Here is a 20,199-nt window from a genome sequence, read left to right as displayed (position 1 = left end):
ACATAATATCAGAATGATGAACAAACAATATTGCAAAGTAGGATCAGTAACACCAATGGATGCTAACACAGACATTATTAGCTTATTGGAATATCAATATCAAACATTTTTAGAGAAAGCTTCAAGCATGCAATCCAATGCTCAATTTGGAGATTTCTTTGAACAAAAAGCACAGAAAATTAAAAGAACTTTAGAAGGTTTAGTTTAACCTTTCTAATTCTTTCTCCATTGAAACTTGCAATTTTTTTGCATTGATTCTGGCGGCACTTGCAAAATCCTCCTGATTTGACGCATATATTATTCCACGTGAAGAATTTATAAGTAGACCAACACCTTTGGTCATTCCATACTTACAAACGTCTTCTAAACTTCCACCTTGCGCACCTACACCAGGAACTAACAAGAAGCTTTCAGGAACAATTTCTCTAATTTCTTTAAGATATTCAGCCTTGGTTGCACCAACCACGTACATCAAATTCTCTGCCCCTTCATAAGTAGTAGATACAGATAGTACTTCTTTATAAAGCTCATTTCCATCAACTTTTTTTATTTGAAAATCAAATGCACCTTGGTTAGATGTTAAGGCAAGCAAAATAGTGTGTTTATCCTTAAATTGTAAAAATGGCTCCACAGAATCACGACCCATATAGGGTGCAATTGTTATGGAGTCAAAATTTAAATCTTCAAAAAATGCCTTTGCATATCTTGTAGAGGTATTACCTATATCTCCACGTTTAGCATCTGCAATCGTAAAAATCTCAGGATATTCCTTATTTAAATACTTAATCGTTTTACGCAAAGCTGACCAACCCTGCACACCATATGCTTCATAAAAAGCTATGTTTGGTTTATAGGAAACGCACAAATCATGCGTTGCATCAATAATAGCTTTGTTAAATGCAAAAATTGGATCTTCCTCTTCCAACAAAAATGCAGGAATCTTCTCTAAATCGGTATCCAAACCAATACATAAAAAGGACTGTTTTTTATGAATTTGGGCAACTAACTCTTGGGTAGTCATATGCTAAAAAATCTCTGAGGCTTCCCTCAATTTCTCTGTATTTTCTACAAAACTTAATTCATCTATAATTCTCTGAATATCACCATCAATAATATTAGATAAATCATATAAAGTTAAACCAACACGGTGATCCGTAACCCTACCTTGTGGGTAATTATAAGTTCTAATTTTCGCAGAACGGTCACCACTACTTACTTGTGAATTTCTCTTAGCAGCATCTTCTTCTTGTTTCTTTGCCAATTCCATATCATATAATCTGGAACGCAATACTCTAAATGCCTTGTCTTTATTTTTATGCTGAGATTTTTGATCTTGACATTGCGCTACCAATCCGGTAGGGATATGCGTTAAACGCACAGCCGAATACGTTGTATTCACCGACTGACCACCAGGACCAGAAGAACAGAAAAAATCTATACGTACATCTTTAGGGTCTATTTGAACGTCAAAATCTTCTGCCTCAGGCAAAACCATAACAGTAGCCGCACTGGTATGCACTCTACCCTGAGTTTCTGTTTGTGGCACACGTTGCACACGGTGAACGCCTGCTTCAAATTTTAAAGTACCGTATACATCTGTACCCGTCACTTCGAACTGAATTTCTTTATAACCACCATTAGTACCTTCACTAAGGTCAATTACATTAGTTTTCCATCCTCTAGACTCACAGTATTTGGTATACATTCTAAAAAGATCACCAGCAAAAATACTAGCTTCATCTCCACCAGTTCCTGCTCTTATCTCAACAACTACATCTTTTGCATCTTCCGGATCTTTAGGAATTAACATGAGCTTTATATCCTCTTCAAGTTTTGGAATCGAACCTTTAGCTTCCTCCATTTGCATTTTTGCCATCTCTAGCATTTCTGCATCACTACCATCAGCAATAATTTCTTCAGCCTCCGCGATATTATTGGTCAACTCAAGGTATTCCTCTCGTTTTTCCATTAAATCCTTAAGATCCTTATACTCTTTTGTGAGTTTCACATATCTTTCCTGATCGGTAATAATATCCGGTTGAATAATAAGGTCTGAAACCTCATCAAAACGTTGTTTTACGATGTTTAACTTGTCTATCATATGCTTACTTCACTTGTATGGCAAATTTACAATAAATTTACAGACACACTAAAGCGATTATTAGGGTAAGAATTAAAATTATATTTGAGAGGTAAAACCTGAAATTTTGAATCTATTTAAGCAAGACTCCATTACTTTTATACATTTTATTAGTGCTATCAACAATAATCACCTCAGTATCTCCAAGTTGATTAATTAGCGCCAAACCGTGATCCAACCCCATTACAAAAATAGCGGTTGCCAAAGCATCCGATAATTCTGCACTTTTGGCAAAAACGGACACACTATTAATTCCCGTTGCCGGGTAGCCTGTTTTAGGATTTAAAATATGGGTGTATTTTTTATTCTCTGAAATAATAAAATTACCATCGCCACCTGTTGTGGCCACCGAAGATTCTAAAATGGGTATCCAAGAAGATATACCTCCTTTTAAATCAGGATTAACTACACCAATTAACCACTTATCTCCCGTAACTTTTGTACCCCAAGTAGTGATGTCGCCATCTATATTAATAATCCCTGCTTTTACTTCATTAGAAACCAACAAAGCTTTTGCCTTATCGGCTGCAAAACCTTTACCTATTCCTCCAAAAGAAATACGCATACCTTTTTTGCTTAGATAAACAGTTTGATCTTTACTATTTAGTATAATGTTTTTGTATCCTATCTTAGACTTATGAACCTCAACATCGTTTTTTGCAGGCATAGCCTCCATAGAACCGTCTAATTTCCAGATATCATTAAGCGCGGTAAAAGTGATATCAAAAGCACCATTTGTTATTTCTGATATTTGAATAGAACGTTCAATTAATTTAAATAGCTCCCAACTTACGGGTACAGGTTTAATTCCTGCATTTCTATTAATTAAACTAGTTTCAGAATTTTCATCCCAAGATGATATTAATTTCTCAATTCTCTGAACCTCTGCTAGAGCTTCTTGTATATAAATAAACCCTAACTCTTCATCTTCAGAAATTACAGTGATATCAAAATCGCCACCCATTACTTCGTAGGATTTTTTTACAGTCACGTACTTCTCATCTTGACCATACATATAGCAGGTCAACATACAGAAGATTAAGGCACAAATTTTTCTCACTTACTTTCTCTAATTAAAGATAGACATTGACATAAAGAATAATAAGTTAGGTTGGTGGTGATTTGATTTAATTAAAATACAATAGCTACTCGTAGACCCTTAATATAGACCCTTCTAATGCTGTATTATATATTTTTAATGCTTTTGAAGTGCTGTTAGGGATTTCATTTAAAGGAGTACCGGTCTGTGAAAATTTTGAACCATGAACATCACAATAGAAAAAGCCTCCATCTTGATTAATAAATCTAACCTGATCGTATTGTTCGTGACTACAAATTTGGGTTGCAGCAACAAACTCGCCCTCTAAATTCTTAACGACAACTACGAGATTTTTAAGAATGAATCCGCCATTGTTAGCAAGTTTTGCAGCTTCCGCAGACTCTAAATCGATAGTAAAATCTACATCTGTTGGCGGCGTAACAATATCACCTTCAACAGTACTATCTTTTGAACAGCTTCCTAAACAAGGAAAAGTAATTGCAAAGGCAGCACCTGCACCCAACGTTCGTAAAAATTCTTTTCTTTCCATAGCAAGATAGGTTTATACAAAAAGAACGATTTATTTACTCTAATCGTATATCTTAATATACAAAGGTTCCATACTTACTTGAAATTGTTAGTTTTTTTGAATCTGATGCCTCTACCCTGCCTATAATTTGAGCATTTACACCAAAACTTTTAGAAATTTCAATAATGTCGTTTGCTATTTCCTCAGGTAGATAAAATTCTAATCTATGACCACAATTAAACACCTTATACATCTCCTTCCAATCTGTACCAGACTGTTCTTGAATGAGTTTAAACAATGGCGGCACATTAAATAAATTATCTTTAACTACATGTAATTCATCAATAAAATGAAGAATTTTAGTTTGCGCCCCTCCACTACAGTGTATCATTCCGTGAATTTCGTTTGAGCTATATTTTGAAAGTATTTTTTTAACGATTGGTGCATATGTTCTTGTTGGTGAAAGCACCAATTTACCTGCATCGATTGGCGAATTTTCAACCTTATCGGTTAATTTCACATTACCAGAATACACTAAATCTTGAGGCACTTCTGCATCAAAACTTTCAGGAAATTTTTCAGCTAAATAATTCGAAAACACATCATGTCTAGCAGAAGTAAGTCCGTTACTTCCCATACCACCATTATATTCCTTTTCATAGTTAGCTTGACCAAAAGACTCTAAACCAACAATTACATCACCAGCTTTTATATTGGCATTGTCAATAACATCACTCCTTTTTAAACGAGCCGTAACAGTAGAATCTACAATTATAGTTCTTACTAAATCTCCAACATCTGCAGTTTCACCACCCGTTGAGTGTATAGTAATACCAAACTCACCTAAATCGTTAATCAGTTCTTCTGTACCATTAATTATTGCCGAAAGAACTTCACCCGGAATTTTATTCTTATTCCTACCTATGGTAGAAGAAAGCATAATATTATCAGTAGCCCCAACACAGATTAAATCATCTATATTCATGATCAAAGCATCTTGAGCAATACCTTTCCAAACAGATATATCTCCGGTTTCTTTCCAATACATGTATGCCAAAGAAGATTTGGTTCCAGCTCCATCTGCATGCATTACCAAGCAATACTCTTCATCTCCCGTCAAATAATCAGGAACTATTTTACAAAATGCCTTTGGAAAAAGACCTTTATCAATATTCTTTATAGCATTGTGTACATCTTCCTTTGAGGCAGACACTCCGCGTTGCTGATATCTTTCACTGCTTGATGTGGACATAATTAAAAATTTGTGGCAAAAATAAGGGAATCATTAAAACTGTAACCTTAGAACAGCTTAATATTCCCTCATTTTTTCAATTACTTATTAAAACTTACTCAATAAATAGCAATTCTCGATATTTTGTTAACGGCCATAGATTGTTGTCCATGAGCTTTTCTAACTTATCGCTATGCAATCTAATATCAGAAAAATATGGCTTTACATTATAGCAGTAAGCTTCGGCCTTCTTCTTAGTATCTTTTAACGCATTTGCTTTTTTACGTGCATCTGCCATAGCATCCACCATTTTTTTGATACCTACTATGTGCTCTGCAATTTCCTCGATCATGGTCAATTGACCTTCTGAAAATTTCTTATGGGCAGCTCCGTAAATTTCCTTTAGTCCAGATACGTTCTTGATCAACATATTCTGATATTCTAATGCTGAAGGCATTATATACCCATATACCAATTCATTATACACCCTACCCTCAATTTGTACACGTAATATATAATTCTCTAAATCTACTTCTTGGCGAGCGCTTACCTCAATCTTGCTCATTACGTTCATTGACTCAAAAAGTTCAATACTATTTTTTGATGTCAATACTTCAAGAGCTTCTGGGGTATTGCGGTTATTGCTAAGTTTTCTTCTTTTAGCTTCATTTTCCCATTCTGCACTATACCCATCACCATCAAATCGAATACGTTTAGATGTTTTTATATATTCACGAAGTACATTAAAAACAGCTTCATCCTTTTTCAAGCTTTTCTTATCGACCAATAAATCTACCTCCTTTTTAAAATCTCGTAATTGCTTGGCAACTATAGTATTTAAAATGGTCATTGGCTTGGCACAATTTGTTTTTGCCCCAACGCCGCGCATTTCAAATTTATTTCCGGTAAATGCAAAAGGTGATGTTCTATTACGATCGGTGTTATCCATTAAAATTTCTGGAATCTTACCAACCACATTTAATTTCAATTCCGTTTTTTCCTCTGGAGATAATTTTCCTTTTGAAACACCCTCCAATTCATCTAAAACATTACTTAATTGTGTACCTACGAATATTGAAAATATTGCTGGCGGAGCTTCATTTGCCCCTAAACGATAATCGTTACCTGCCGATGCAATTGAAGAACGTAATAGCTCCTCATAAGTATCAACAGCTTTAATTGTGTTTATAAAAAAGGTTAGAAATTGTAAATTCTTCATTGGCGTAGAACCAGGACTAAGAAGATTAACACCCGTATCCGTTGCCAATGACCAGTTGTTATGTTTACCAGAACCATTTATACCTGCAAATGGTTTTTCATGAAACAAAACCTTAAAATGATGTTTGTCAGCAATTTTATCCATCACATCCATTAAAAGTAGGTTATGGTCTATTGCTAAGTTTGCTTCCTCAAAAACCGGTGCAAGCTCAAATTGATTAGGAGCAACCTCATTATGTCTGGTTTTAACAGGAATTCCCAACTTGGTACACTCCTTTTCCAAATCGCTCATAAAACTAAGAACGCGACTCGGAATTACTCCAAAATAATGATCATCTAACTGTTGTCCTTTTGCAGGTGTCTCACCAACTAAGGTACGCCCAGTCATCATAATATCTGGTCTAGAATGTGCAAGAGCCTTATCTATCAAAAAATATTCTTGCTCCCATCCTAAAGTTGCATTGACCTTGGATACGGTTTTATCAAAATACTTTGCAACAGCGGTAGCTGCATCATCAACAGCACTTAAGGCCCTTAATAACGGAGCCTTATTATCTAAAGCCTCTCCCGTATAGGAAACAAAAATAGTAGGTATGCATAAGGTAGTACCATATATAAATGCCGGTGAAGAAGGATCCCATGCGGTATAACCTCTTGCTTCAAAGGTGTTTCTGATACCACCACTTGGAAAACTAGAAGCGTCTGGTTCTTGCTGAACTAATTGTCCGCCACCAAACTTCTCTAAAGCCCTACCATCAGGTAATAGATCAAAAAAGGCATCGTGTTTTTCTGCCGTAGCACCTGTTAATGGCTGAAACCAATGTGTGTAATGTGTAGCACCCATAGTAATGGCCCAACCTTTAATAGCCTCAGCTACTTGATCAGCAATTTTCCTGTCAATTTTAGAACCCGAAACCATTGCACCTTTCAAACTTTCCAATGCATCTTTAGTAAGATATTGCAACATCTTACTTTCATTAAACACATTGATACCGAACAACTCAGACCGCCTACCTTTTTCTTCTATGGCGATACTGGCTCTCTTCTGACTTTCGGCAATTGCAGCAAATCTTGATGACATCATAATATAAATACATTGTTAATTTGACAAAATTACGTTCTATAAATAGAAATATGATAAAATACCCAATAAAAAATAGGGGTAGATAACAAAAAATTTAATTTTTAAAGATTAACCCCCTCAAAAATTCGTACAGATTGATAAAAAACATATTTTTGTTTGTCTTTTATTAAAAAATAACGAACATATTATGGCCAAAATTAAATTAGAATACATCTGGTTAGATGGATACTTTCCAACACAAAACATGCGAAGCAAAACGAAAGTTGAAGAGCATGAAGATTTTAAAGGAACTATTGAAGAGTTAGGTAATTGGTCTTTTGACGGATCTTCTACTAGACAAGCTTCAGGTGGAGCTTCTGATTGTTTATTAGTGCCTGTAGCAATTTACCCTGACCCAGACAGAATCAACGGTTATTTAGTAATGACCGAAGTAATGAATGCCGATGGAACACCTCATGTTTCTAATGGAAGAGCAACAATTGATGATGAGGATGATGATTTCTGGTTTGGTTTTGAACAAGAGTATTTCATTATGGATACCAAAACTCAATTGCCATTAGGTTTCCCTATTGGAGGATATCCTGCACCACAAGGTATGTACTACTGTTCAGTTGGTGGTCTGCATACTCATGGTAGAGATCTAGTTGAAGAACATGCTGATTTATGTATCGAAGCAGGTTTGAACTTTGAGGGAATTAACCAAGAAGTTGCTTCTGGACAATGGGAATTTCAATTGTTTGCAAAAGGCGCTAAAAAAGCAGGTGATGAAATCTGGATTGCAAGATACCTTCTTGACAGATTAACCGAAAAATACGGATACTATATAGAGTACCACCCAAAACCATTAGGAAAAGATATGGATTGGAATGGATCAGGTATGCATGCTAACTTCTCAAATACTGCATTAAGAACTAGTGGTAGCAAAGAAGTTTACGCAGCAATCTGTGAGTCTTTTAGACCATTAGTAAAAGAACATATTGCCGTTTACGGTGAGTTTAACGACCAACGTTTAACTGGTTTACACGAAACTGCTTCAATAAATGATTTCTCTTGGGGTGTTTCTGATAGAGGTGCATCAATACGTATTCCAATTATTGCTGTTGAAAAAGGTTACAAAGGTTGGTTAGAAGATAGAAGACCAGCTTCTAATGGTGATCCATACAAGATTGCAGCGAGAATTATTAAAACTGTGAAAACAGCTAAATTTTAATACCAAATTAATTGTCGATTATACTAAAAACGCCTTGGATATTTTCCAAGGCGTTTTTTATTGGTTTAATTTTTATATTCTTTTAATTATCCGATTGTAACGTATATAAATGCTAAGTATATACTAATTAGTACCAAACCATCTCTCCACCCCAATCGCAATCCTTTTGGTATAAATACTAGAGGCAGAATAAGGAAAGAGATACCTAGCATCCAAAAGATATCATTAGTTAATAGACCTTGATCCATAACGGTAATCGGTGTTATTATAGAAGTGATACCTAAAACCGCTAATAAATTAAAAATGTTGGAACCTATTAAGTTTCCTAAAGATATCGCTTTTTCCTTTTTGATTACTGCAATAATAGATGCCGCCAATTCAGGTATACTAGTGCCTACAGAAACAATAGTAATTGCTATTATACGTTCGCTTACCCCAAATACGGTTGCCATACCCACAGCGCCACTAATCAATAATTCAGACCCACCCCAAAGAGCACCACCACCTAATCCTAAAAATAATGCTGTTTTATATGTTGGCAACATCACATCTGGTTCATCTTCTTCATCTATAACCGCTGGTTTTTGAAAACGGAGTAAGTACACTAAAAACAGAAACAGGAACACTACCATTACAATACCTTCATATTGCTCCAAGACACCATCAAAGTAAATAAAGAAGAAGAATAGTAAAGAAGCAATCATCATTACAGGCCAGTCTGTCGTATAAAAGCTTTTACTGACATCTATAGGACTCAACAAAATAGTTATAGCAAGTACCAAGCCTAAATTGGCAATATTTGACCCCACTACATTTCCTAGTGCCAAATCTGGAAAACCATCTAAAGCAGCATTAATGCTTACAATAAGCTCTGGTGCAGATGTAGCAAAAGATACTACCGTCATTCCTATAACAATTTTTGGGATTTTCAATTTTAAAGATAAATCGACCGCAGCTTTTAACAGCCAATTACCACCGGCTATCAATAAAACTAGCCCCCCCAGAATAAATAAAAAGTTTAGCATTAAATGAATTTGTACAAATATAAATAGAAGAAATCTCTTAGCATATGACAATTGATGTGTTATAAAAACTTAAAACAATTCAATTTTTATGTTACCCAGATACATCTAAAACATCAGATAATTTTTTAGTTAAAGGATGAAACAGTTCTTTTTCTACTATTTTAATGGATTCCGAGCCTACGATTTCTGAAAAGCATCTAAAAACCCGCTACACTTCTTTTCAAATGTAACTCAAACTAATACTTCACTTATAGATTAAAACACTTCTGTAGAGTTATTGTTACAAATTATAATATAATTCATGTTTTTACTTATACAACCATATTCAAATACATTGTTTTAACAAATTACATTTGCAGAAATACAACTAGCATTATACCTTTCATCAACAAGCAAGAAAAAAAACTTTTAACCAACTAAATCGAACATATGATAGCTTTATTAGAACTTTTAATTTACATGCTCATAAGTATTGTCATTACCCTTATATAATTAAATTATTTTTTTCAACAGATACAATACATACAAATACTGCGACTTGATCAATCGCTTTATTATTTATGTATTTTTACCAAAAATTTATCTTGAAAAAATCATTCTACAAACTACTAGCAAAACTTAATAAGGCAATTTTGCCTTCTTTCAGCAAACAACGATTAGATTTAGCCAAGGCAAGTAAATTACAAATGGCACTTATAGGTTGGCGCTATTTTATTACCACTAAAGCATTAGATTAATACTTCATTAAAGATTTTACCGGGTAATCTTCAACCTTAGAAACTCCGTTAAGAAAAATTAGTTCTATCAAAAAGTTGCATTGCACTATTACACCACCTAATCTTTCAATCAATTTACAAGCGGCATTCGCTGTGCCACCAGTTGCTAAAACATCATCGTGCACTAGAACCTTATCCCCCTTCTTTATTGCATCAAAATGTATTTCTAGTGTATCTGTGCCATATTCCAGGTCATAGGTTTCACTTAAAGTTTCTGATGGTAGTTTGCCTGGCTTACGAATTGGTACAAAACCAGCATTTAGCTTTTGTGCTAGTAAAGGACCAAAAATGAATCCCCTGCTTTCCATACCCACAACTTTATCAATTTTTTGCCCTTCTAACAACTCAAATAAAGCGCTAGTAGTTTCTTTTAATGCATTTGGGTTTTGCAGTAACAACGTTATGTCCTTAAAAAGGACTCCCTCTTTAGGGAAATTGGGCACATCTCTAATAAAACTTTTAAAATCCATTTAATATTATGTCCTTAATTTTGTGGTAAATGTAAAAAGAAATATATTTGCACCCCGTTAAGGGAAACAATTAATGGCCTCGTGGCGCAACTGAATAGCGCACTTGATTACGGCTCAAGAGGTTACAGGTTTGAATCCTGTCGAGGTCACAAGTTTAACTCACTAAAAGAGTCAAAACCCTGCAAATTTTATGATTTGCAGGGTTTGTTGGTTTTAAGGGCATCATATGAAATCAATTGATTTCATATGTATTGGCAACAAATCGACAACAAAAAAGTTAATCGACAACAAATGTTGTCGATTTGGCAAAACCGTTGTAATTTTAAAAGTATAGTTGATTTGACTTTCGTCTCTAATTATGAATTAAAAGACGACAACTATGAGTACTTCAAACACATTTTCAATCCTATTTTGGATAAATTCTTCACGCGCAAAAAATTATTTAACGACAGTTCAAGCCAGGATTACTGTAGATGGCAAAAGAGCAACCATTAGTCTTAAATTAAAAGCAGACATTCGTTCTTGGGATAATGAAAAGCAACGAGCAAAAGGTAATAAGGAGGAATCCAGAAGGCTAAACCTCTATCTAGATCAGGTTTATGCTCAACTTGTACAGTGTTACCAAGAATTGAGATTTAAAAACCAATTGATTACAGCCCAATTAATAAAAGCAACATATTTAGGTTTTGATGGTGACTCTAAAACTCTTTTAGAACTTATAAAATACCATAACAATAAAATTTCAAACACCCTTGCAGTAGGTTCTATTCGAAATTTTAGCATTACTGAAAACTATATAATCAAGTTTATAGCTAAAGAAAAAAAGACAAACAACATTTTTCTTAAAAAACTAGATTATAAATTCCTTTGCGATTTCGAATGTTACCTAGCTAATTACTGGCCAAAAGGTCATCCAAAAGGTATGGGCCAAAATACGATTATGAAGCATATACAAAGGTTGAGGAAAATTGTAACCTTGGCATATCATATGGAATGGATAGATAAAGACCCTTTCGTTAGATGGAAACCTGTTTTTGAAAAGAGAGAGAGAGAATTTTTATCGGAATATGAATTACAGAATATGGAATTTAAAGAGTTTGAGTTAAAACGACTAGAACGCGTAAGAGATTTATTCATTTTCAGTTGCTATACAGGAATCAGCTATATTGATGTTATGAATTTAACACAGGATAGTATTTCTTTAGGAATCGATGGTTATAAAGTAACTTTTATCCTTCAGACTTTTGGCAATGATTGAAGCATCCGTTATTAACCAAAAACATTCTGCAACATTTGATAAATATTTTAAGCCTTCGGTAAAACGAGTACGTGTCAATGGGATTTGATAAAACATTTCAGTACCGTTAAATTGTTGTAGCCTTTCTTTAATTTCTTTAACTTTATCTTTCATTATAATTTTATTTAGAAGTTATTAATGAAAAAGAGGGCGCATCTTTTCGACAGGAACGCCCTCTTTATTTTTTGGCTATTCGCCTTTAATTCCTAATAGTAGAATTTCGTTTGCTACAACTTCTGTAACATATTTTTTTTCACCGGCTTCGGTTTCATAGCTTCTAGAAGTCAATTTACCCTCTATGGAAATTTCCTTTCCCTTTGCTACAAACTTCTCTACGATTTCGGCAATTTTACCCCATGCCACAATATTGTGCCATTCTGTATTCTGCACTTTTTCTCCGTTCGAGTTTTTATAAAACTCATTGGTGGCGATTGAGAAATTGGCTACCTTTTTACCACTTTCAAGATTCTTGATTTCAGGAGCATTTCCAACATTCCCGATTAACTGTACTTTGTTTTTTAACGTACTCATAATAACAGATTTAAAGATTAATATTTATTTTAAAATTGATTTACTTATTATATCCAGAGCGTTTTCCTTTTGTTGTTTTTTTAACTTTTGTTCCACGTCCTTTTTAATGATTTTGTAAGATTTCATAAGATTCATTTTAGATTTACTTCCCATAGTGCCTTCGCTGTTACCTTTTTTTGTTGCCTAGACTTTTCAATATTTCTCCTTGGTAAGGTGTATAAAAAGCGTAGCGGCTTTATGCCGCTGTCCAAGAAGGAATGTTGTTATTTTGCAGTCAAAAAAAGATAATAGTGGAGGTTTGGGAATAGATCTAAATTCTTGTGAAATATAAAATTATTGGAGGTGGAACAAATTGAAATTCAATTTTCCTTTCAAGCGAACGTGATGTTAAAATTTTATATTGGGAACGAAGTGTTCCTGCCATTTTCGGCAGGAGAAGTGAAGTGGAAATCTAAAGTTTTAGCATCTTGTTCAAGACCTCTGGTAGTGAAGCTCTTTTACCGAAATGAAGCTTTTCGCGGAATGAAGGGGAATGTGCTGAGTGAATTTATATCTTTTGATAAGATTAATAAATACTACTTATATACACCAGCAGTACAGATCTGGTAATGGTTTGTTATTTGCAAAAAGATATTCTAACTGGGGAAAGATTCCATACTAATTTTGATTTACAAATTTCTTTCGTCCAACTATAATAAAAAACATCAAATTATGAAGCAATAGAAAACATACTCGCAAATGTTTTGCTTGGATATTTACAAGATAAATTTTAAATAGTAATAATTTAAACCCTATTTTAGAATTAGAGATTGCCAACAAAACTATTAAAGAGATTATCTAAGTTGTTCAACCTTTAAAAAAATCCGTAAACAATCACGAAGACATATGAAAAACATTTTTCAAATCAACAGTAACCGGACTATTATCTAAATTTGTTTCCATTAAATCTTTCATATACGCCCACCATTTTTTACAAATATCCGTGTCTGCTATTGCATGCCAATTACCGTTTGAACCTACCTCCACATAACCAAAAAGTATATGTGTTTCTTCATCAAAAAAGATACTATAATTTTTAACCCCTTGTTCTTTCAAAAGAATTTCAAGCTCAGGCCATATTTGGTTATGTCTTTTAGTATATTCCGCAATCTTATCGGGATAAATCTTCATTTTGAACCCTTTTCGAATCATATTTATTTAACTATTATTAGCCCTTCAGGAGCATCTATTACTGTTTCTACGTCGCCATTAGCAACTTTATTATGGCTTACTTTTAATATCCCATACTTGGTAGGAAAGCTTCCTTTCACCCATTTAAGATCACCCAAGTTTGGTTCTATTTTCACTTTATTCCCACCATCCATCACATTGATGCCTAAAACATGCTGGCTCAACCATGAAGTAGGACCGCTAGCCCAACCATGACATAAGCTATGACGGTAACCCACATAGCAATACTCACCAAAATCACCATGAATATCGTAATTGGTCGGCGCAACTAATTCGTCTATACGTCCACTATTTGTTTTATCTAGCACATCAAAATCTTCCCAAAAGGTAGTCGCTCCTAAATCTAACATTCCACCCCAATAATCACGTATAACTCTAAGGGCACCTTCGTAATCATTGGCCTTGGCCATAGCTTCCAAAATATAGTAACCATAAAAAGTGGACATACGCTGCACCCCATCTTTGGTTAATACTTCATTCGCTTTTTTGGCATCTTGTAAATCGGCAAGTGCCATTAACGCAGCTGCCTGTTTTGTGGTATTATCTTTAGGTTTATGTTTTTTTAGCTTATCAGCTACTTTCTGATATTTCTTTTGAAAAGCACCATTACCTAAAACCTGCATCATTTCAGCCCCTGCCTCAAAAGTCAAGACCATCATAGCTTGAAGCCCTGCATGTATGGCTTCTGGTTTTTCACTGGTGGGCCAATCTAAAAATCGATTTCCATTTAAAATTTCTTTATTGTCTTTATCAATGAAAGTACTTAATTGATCCAGTAAACCTATCATATAAATTTCCTGCTCCTTTAAATAAGCGAGGTTTCCGTGGTAATCATACATGTTCTTATGAATAAGCAACCACCACATAGAATATGAACTTATACCGTTCATCCATTGCGGCAATGGATGCTGGTCCCTTGCCAAATCTAAACTCTTACCTACAATTTCATGATTACCAAAAACAGTATTAATCGTCATTACTTCTGGGTGCATGTCACCGACCCAAACCAAACGATCACGTTTAATTCCATCCCACAAATAATTCTGCATATTTAAGTGCACCGTATAGGCACCTGTAAGCCATATTTGATTTAAACGTTCATCATTACTTTCAAAACTTCCTAAATATGGTATATCTCTATAAACAAATGCGGCATCTATAGATTTTATAGGAGCATCCTCATTTGCCTCTACAACATCTACCCTTAAAAATCGAAAACCGGTCTCCCCTACTTCCACACTCCCCAACCAAGGAACTTCAATAATAAAATCGCGTAAAGAATGCTCGTTTGTAGCATTTTGTTTCCCTCCGATTTCAGACATGGCCTCACCTACAGACTCGCCGAAACGTAGTCGCAATTTGAGCGGTGTTTTACTTTCACGTATACCCATTGAAATTTTCACACCTCCATGAATCTCCTTTCCATAATCCAATAAAATACCTGGTTTTTCATCCGTAGTACTTACAAAACGAAATAGATTTTCGTCATTAACAGCAACCTGTCCGTTACCTTTTTCAAGCAGTCTTTCTGAATTTAGAATTGATACTCCTAAATCATCGGATTGCCAAACAATACGCTGCGGCGTAAGGTATGTCTTGACCATTTCCGAAGCGCTTGCAGCCTTTACATACTCAGGACCAAATACAGGTGGTAACTGTGCATACGTAACATTCACAAATAGTAGGAGACATAAAATTAAGCGTAGTTTTTTCATTTATAAAGAGTGAGTTGAAATAAATAAATCAGGATTGTAAAAACTGAATATTGTCAAAAATAAAACTTGAAAAAGGGTTATCTATCCTGCACAGTACTGTTAAAATAGAATTTTTGGTCAGAAAATATAAACTAACTCTAGACCACATAGTACAGGATACTTTTAGAAATAATGCCAATTATCTTGCCTAAAAATGTAACACTCTTCTTCAACATTAAATCATAGAACACCAATGAAAATTCAATTTACCATCCTATTGATTTCCATACTAACTTTTGGTAACTCCTATTCACAGAAAGCAGGGTCTGCCACTATTTCTATTCATGAAACAAGAGTTGAGTATCTTGAAAATCCAGAAGGAATTGATATACCACATCCTAGATTTAGTTGGATTTTAAAGGGAGAAGGACGAAATAGATTTCAATCTGCATATCAAATTATTGTTACCTCTTCCTTAGAAAAATTTATAAAAAATGAAGTGGATATTTGGGATAGCGGAAAAGTAAATTCTAACGACACCAATCAAATAGAGTATGATGGAATTCCTTTAAAATCAGATTCTAAGTATTACTGGAAGGTTAAAATTTGGGACGAATCCGGGGGTATTTCAGAATGGAGCGCACCTGCACATTGGTCTATGGGGCTCCTAAATTTCTCTAATTGGAAAGGGCTTTTCATTGGCCATGACGTAGGTTACAACAAAGCAGATAAATATGATAGTTTGTATTTACCTCCTGCTAGATACCTCCGTAAATCTTTTAAGTTGAACAAGAAAATAAAAAAGGCAACTGCCTACACCACCGCCTTGGGTCTTTATGAACTGAGATTGAATGGTAATAAAGTTGGTGAGGATTATTTCTTACCGGGATGGACGGATTACAACAAAAGACTTTATTACCAAACTTTTGATATTACAGATAAACTTCATGAAGGCGAGAACGTAATTGGTGCAATTGTTGCCGATGGATGGTACGCAGGTTATATTGGTTATGCCCTTCTTGTTCGTTTGGATAAAGTAAGAGAATTCTATGGAGTGAATCCTTCTTTTATGGGGCAAATACATCTAGAATATGAAGATGGCTCCACAGAAATTATTGCTTCTGATAAATCATGGAAATCAAATGAAGGTGCTATTCGTGAAGCAGATATCATCATGGGTGAAACGTATGATGCTAGATTAGAAAATTCAGGTTGGGACGCGCCCAATTTCGATGACAGCGAATGGAAAAGCCCAAAAATATACACCTACCCTAATGGAAAATTGGAAGCCCATCCAGGTACGAAAGTTAAAAATGTAGAGCAATTGAAGCCCATTGAAATCACGGAACCCAGCCCTGGAACCTATGTTTTTAATCTCGGAAAAAATATTGCCGGTATTGCAGAACTTAAAGTTAAAGGTAATAAAGGAACCAAAGTACAACTGCGTTTCGGTGAAATTTTAAAGAGCGATGGTCATATTCAGACTGAAAACCTCAGAAAGGCAAGAGCCACCGACACCTATATTCTTAATGGAAATAGCGAAGAGACTTGGCAACCAAAGTTTACCTATCATGGCTTTCAGTATGTAGAAGTAACGGGGTACCCAGGGATACCCAATTTAGATGCCATTACCGGACTTGTCCTAAGTTCCATAGAGACTAATGCTAGTACGTTCAATTCATCAAACGCAATGAACAATACTTTGTTCAAAAATATAAAGACAACTCAAAGTGCCAATTTCTTTGAAATACCTACAGATTGCCCACAAAGAGATGAGCGTTTAGGGTGGACAGGAGATGCTCAAATATATATGCGCTCAGCCACCTACAATTCAGATGTGGCAGCATTTATGACCAAATTTCTGGTAGATTTGGACGATGCTCAGCGCTGGTATGGGGCCTACCCTAACTTTGCTCCTTTCCCATATTCAAGACCCAATCAATATGCACCGGCATGGATGGATGTAGGCATTATTATTCCTTATAATATGTATAAAGTCTATAATGATACTCGTGCCCTAGATTTTATGTATGAAGGCATGCAAAAGTTTATGCGGTTCCAAGAAGATGCCAGTACAGATTATTTACGCCCAGGCGGAGGCAACAATTGGGGAGACTGGCTTGCAGTTAACGAAGAAACGAGTCATGATTTCATAGGTGCTGCATTTTATGGGTATGATGCTAAATTAATGGCTGAAATGGCCGAGGCTTTAGGCAAGACCGAAGACGCTGCTAAATACAGGAATCTATTTGAAAATATTAAAAAAGCCTTTGCTAAAAAGTATATTTTGGAAAACGGACAAACAACAGAAGATACACAAACCACGTATGCTCTTGCTTTATATTTTGATTTATACCCAGATGGTTTAGCAAAAAAAGGAGCTGCTAGGCTGGCCGAAAAAATAGAGAAAAACGGATATAAATTTACCACAGGGTTTCTAGGTACTAAACATGTTATGTTGGCCTTGTCAAAATATGGTTACAACGATATCTCCTACAAAATTTTCCAACAGACGGAATACCCAAGTTGGGGATATTCTGTAGAAAACGGAAGCACTTCTATTTGGGAACGATGGAACAGTTACACCAAAGACGATTCTGAAAACTCAGACCTTAATGCCAAAATGAACTCCTTTAGCCATTATGCCTTTGGTTCCGTTGCTGAATGGATGTTTCAGCATGCGGTAGGAATCGATACCGAAGATTCTGGATATAGAAACATTATTATAAAGCCCGCAATAACCAAAGAAATGGATTTCATAGAAGGTAGCTACAAAAGTATTAATGGCACCATAGCATCTTCTTGGAACTGGAAAGGAAATAATTTGCTGATGAATATTAAAATACCTGTGAATACGAAAGCCAAGGTTACTATTCCAACATCAAAAGAAGCTAATATTAAAGAAGGGAATAAAAGTTTAAATAAACATTCATCTATTAAGGTTTTAGATTCTAATGAAAATGAAACTATTCTTGAGATTGGTTCTGGAGTATATACTTTTAGTATAAAAATGTAATCAAATATTTACACTGTACAATTCTGCTGTAAATAGAGTTTAATTCTCCTAGTCTAATTCATGCATAAATTAAAAAAATCTTATGAAAAATAAATTTGAAAAAGCTTTTAATACATATGCTCTATTACTCTGCATACTTTTAATGGCTTCTTGTAATGGCCAGAAAAAAAATACGGCAACTGAACCTCAAAATACTGGTCGCCCTAACGTTCTGGTAATCTTAACTGATCAGTGGCGGGCTCAAGCTACTGGCTATGCAGGCGACCCAAATATTAACACACCCAATCTAGATGAATTGGAGGCCTCAAGTGTTAACTTTAAAAATGCGGTTTCTGGTATGCCAGTTTGTTCTCCATTTAGGGCATCATTAATTACCGGACAACGCCCGTTGACACATGGAGTGTTTATGAATGATGTACAGTTGGATACCAATGCAGTGACCATTGCAAAAGTATTCAACAAAGAAGGGTATGATACCGGTTACATTGGCAAATGGCATTTAGATGGTCATGGAAGGTTACAAAATGTTGCTCCCGGTAAAAGAAGACAAGGCTTTAAATTCTGGAAAGGCAATGAATGCACACATGATTACAATAAATCTGTGTATTACGACAACGATAACCCAGACCGTATGGTATGGGACGGTTATGATACTTTTGAACAGACAGATGCTACCATCGACTTTGTGAACAATAGAAATAAGGCAGATAATCCTTATATGATGATTCTTTCATATGGTACTCCTCATGCTCCTTACCATACAGCACCCGAAGAATACAGAAATATGTTTGATCCTGCTAATATTCAACTTCGTAGAAATGTACCAGATAGCCTTAAGACTCAAGTGAAAAAAGATTTAGCAGGTTATTATGCTCACATTGCTGCTTTAGACGACATGATAGGTAAATTAATTACAAATCTTAAAAATACCGGACAATTTGAAAATACCATTATTGTATTTACCGCTGATCATGGTGACCTCTTAGGTTCCCATGGCGCTTATAAAAAGCAGCAGCCATATGAGGAATCTGCTCGGGTACCCATGTTGTACCATATACCTAAAAGGTTTAAAATAGCATCTGGAGAGCAAGATGCATTGATGAACTCTGAAGATATAATGCCTACTCTATTAAGTTTATGCGACATTGAGATACCTAATACAGTAGAGGGCTTAGATTATAGATCATATATGGAAGGAAAAGAAAAAATAGGAGATGTAACACTTTTAACCTGCGTTCAACCATTTGGACAATGGAACAAAGTACAACATAATGCTAGAGAATATAGGGCCGTTAAAACCCAACAATATACATACGCAAGAAGTTTAAATGGACCGTGGTTGCTTTTTGATAATATAAACGATCCTTATCAACTAAATAACTTAGTCGGTAATGAAGGAGCGGCGGCTATTCAAGATGATTTAGAAAAAATTCTGTCGGAACGGTTAAAAGCAACCGGAGATGAATTTTTACCTGGTTTAGATTATATAAAGAAATGGGGCTACCCTATCGATAAAACAGGAACGGTACCATACACAAATTAAATGATTCTAATTTAATAGGATTAAAACAAAGGGCAGCTTGAAAGAGTTGCCCTTTGTTTTTTTTAACAATTAAGAAAATCTAAACAGCATTAGATGACAGGATAGCACAGGATGCAAATTCTTAAAAACCCAACTAAAATTGTGATTTCATATGTACTTCAATTTT

18 protein-coding genes and 1 tRNA gene are annotated in these 20,199 nt (G+C 35.0%); 7 read left to right on the top strand and 12 right to left on the bottom strand.

What is annotated here, in order from left to right; genetic code table 11:
* Positions 1–13: 13 nt before the first annotated feature.
* A complete protein-coding gene (locus BM296_RS09160) occupies positions 14–208 on the top strand; it encodes a hypothetical protein (RefSeq protein WP_231500491.1) in 195 nt (64 codons plus the stop codon).
* Here the strand turns inward: BM296_RS09160 and pyrF are convergent.
* The 6 genes from pyrF to BM296_RS09130 all read right to left on the bottom strand — a co-directional run bounded on the left by pyrF (position 200) and on the right by BM296_RS09130 (position 7,241).
* Positions 200–1,021 carry an orotidine-5'-phosphate decarboxylase gene (gene pyrF / locus BM296_RS09155; RefSeq protein WP_027064315.1) on the bottom strand — a complete coding sequence of 274 codons (822 nt, stop codon included), beginning with the start codon at positions 1,019–1,021 and terminating at the stop codon, positions 200–202. The two genes, BM296_RS09160 and pyrF, sit on opposite strands and share 9 nt — an antisense overlap.
* Before the next feature lie 3 nt (positions 1,022–1,024).
* On the bottom strand, positions 1,025–2,101 hold the full coding sequence (gene prfA / locus BM296_RS09150; protein ID WP_091902749.1) for a peptide chain release factor 1: 1,077 nt from the start codon (positions 2,099–2,101) through the stop codon (positions 1,025–1,027).
* Positions 2,102–2,213: 112 nt separating this feature from the next.
* On the bottom strand, positions 2,214–3,170 hold the full coding sequence (locus BM296_RS09145) for an FAD:protein FMN transferase (RefSeq protein WP_091902748.1): 957 nt from the start codon (positions 3,168–3,170) through the stop codon (positions 2,214–2,216).
* 115 nt (positions 3,171–3,285) lie between these two features.
* Positions 3,286–3,729 (bottom strand): QcrA and Rieske domain-containing protein, encoded by a 444-nt coding sequence (locus BM296_RS09140; protein ID WP_027064312.1) that lies wholly within the window; start codon positions 3,727–3,729, stop codon positions 3,286–3,288.
* Between the two features lie 52 nt (positions 3,730–3,781).
* Positions 3,782–4,960, bottom strand: coding sequence for an AIR synthase related protein (locus BM296_RS09135; RefSeq protein WP_091902747.1), 1,179 nt, complete (start codon positions 4,958–4,960; stop codon positions 3,782–3,784).
* A gap of 94 nt (positions 4,961–5,054) precedes the next feature.
* A complete protein-coding gene (locus BM296_RS09130; protein WP_027064310.1) occupies positions 5,055–7,241 on the bottom strand; it encodes a glutamine synthetase III family protein in 2,187 nt (728 codons plus the stop codon).
* A 187-nt stretch (positions 7,242–7,428) separates the two neighbouring features.
* On the opposite strand from BM296_RS09130, the gene BM296_RS09125 reads away from it, so the two are divergent.
* Positions 7,429–8,451 carry a glutamine synthetase beta-grasp domain-containing protein gene (locus BM296_RS09125; protein ID WP_091902746.1) on the top strand — a complete coding sequence of 341 codons (1,023 nt, stop codon included), beginning with the start codon at positions 7,429–7,431 and terminating at the stop codon, positions 8,449–8,451.
* An 86-nt stretch (positions 8,452–8,537) separates the two neighbouring features.
* Here BM296_RS09125 and BM296_RS09120 read toward each other — a convergent pair whose 3' ends face one another.
* The gene (locus BM296_RS09120; RefSeq protein ID WP_091902745.1) at positions 8,538–9,476 is read right to left on the bottom strand and encodes a calcium/sodium antiporter; all 939 of its coding nucleotides are present in this window, start codon (positions 9,474–9,476) and stop codon (positions 8,538–8,540) included.
* A 584-nt stretch (positions 9,477–10,060) separates the two neighbouring features.
* Here BM296_RS09120 and BM296_RS09115 point away from each other — a divergent pair.
* On the top strand, positions 10,061–10,213 hold the full coding sequence (locus BM296_RS09115) for a hypothetical protein (protein ID WP_027064307.1): 153 nt from the start codon (positions 10,061–10,063) through the stop codon (positions 10,211–10,213).
* Here BM296_RS09115 and BM296_RS09110 read toward each other — a convergent pair.
* Complete coding sequence (locus BM296_RS09110; RefSeq protein WP_091902744.1) at positions 10,210–10,722, bottom strand: adenine phosphoribosyltransferase; 513 nt, start codon at positions 10,720–10,722, stop codon at positions 10,210–10,212. The two genes, BM296_RS09115 and BM296_RS09110, sit on opposite strands and share 4 nt — an antisense overlap.
* 75 nt (positions 10,723–10,797) lie before the next feature.
* On the opposite strand from BM296_RS09110, the gene BM296_RS09105 reads away from it, so the two are divergent.
* Positions 10,798–10,871 (top strand) — tRNA-Arg (locus BM296_RS09105).
* 230 nt (positions 10,872–11,101) lie between these two features.
* Positions 11,102–11,980, top strand: coding sequence for a site-specific integrase (locus tag BM296_RS09100; RefSeq protein WP_091902743.1), 879 nt, complete (start codon positions 11,102–11,104; stop codon positions 11,978–11,980).
* On the opposite strand, the gene BM296_RS19780 is transcribed toward BM296_RS09100, so the two are convergent.
* From BM296_RS19780 to BM296_RS09075, 4 genes are all read right to left on the bottom strand, one after another.
* Positions 11,924–12,076, bottom strand: coding sequence for a DUF6876 family protein (locus BM296_RS19780; RefSeq protein ID WP_394365304.1), 153 nt, complete (start codon positions 12,074–12,076; stop codon positions 11,924–11,926). The genes BM296_RS09100 and BM296_RS19780 overlap by 57 nt on opposite strands.
* A 132-nt stretch (positions 12,077–12,208) precedes the next feature.
* Positions 12,209–12,550: a single-stranded DNA-binding protein gene (locus BM296_RS09090; protein WP_091902742.1), complete on the bottom strand. Its 342-nt coding sequence runs from the start codon at positions 12,548–12,550 to the stop codon at positions 12,209–12,211.
* Between the two features lie 873 nt (positions 12,551–13,423).
* Complete coding sequence (rhaM, locus tag BM296_RS09080) at positions 13,424–13,741, bottom strand: L-rhamnose mutarotase (protein WP_091902740.1); 318 nt, start codon at positions 13,739–13,741, stop codon at positions 13,424–13,426.
* Between the two features lie 2 nt (positions 13,742–13,743).
* The gene (locus BM296_RS09075) at positions 13,744–15,495 is read right to left on the bottom strand and encodes an alpha-L-rhamnosidase-related protein (RefSeq protein WP_091902739.1); all 1,752 of its coding nucleotides are present in this window, start codon (positions 15,493–15,495) and stop codon (positions 13,744–13,746) included.
* A 232-nt stretch (positions 15,496–15,727) separates the two neighbouring features.
* Between BM296_RS09075 and BM296_RS09070 the strand changes: the two genes are divergently transcribed.
* Positions 15,728–18,490, top strand: a complete 2,763-nt coding sequence (locus BM296_RS09070; protein WP_091902738.1) for a family 78 glycoside hydrolase catalytic domain — start codon at positions 15,728–15,730, stop codon at positions 18,488–18,490.
* An 82-nt stretch (positions 18,491–18,572) separates the two neighbouring features.
* Positions 18,573–20,033 carry a sulfatase family protein gene (locus BM296_RS09065; RefSeq protein ID WP_218157872.1) on the top strand — a complete coding sequence of 487 codons (1,461 nt, stop codon included), beginning with the start codon at positions 18,573–18,575 and terminating at the stop codon, positions 20,031–20,033.
* Positions 20,034–20,199: the final 166 nt, after the last annotated feature.

Origin of the sequence: Maribacter stanieri, assembly GCF_900112245.1 — a bacterium.
GTDB classification, from domain to species: Bacteria; Bacteroidota; Bacteroidia; order Flavobacteriales; family Flavobacteriaceae; genus Maribacter; species Maribacter stanieri.
This window is presented reverse-complemented; position numbering and strand designations above follow the sequence as displayed.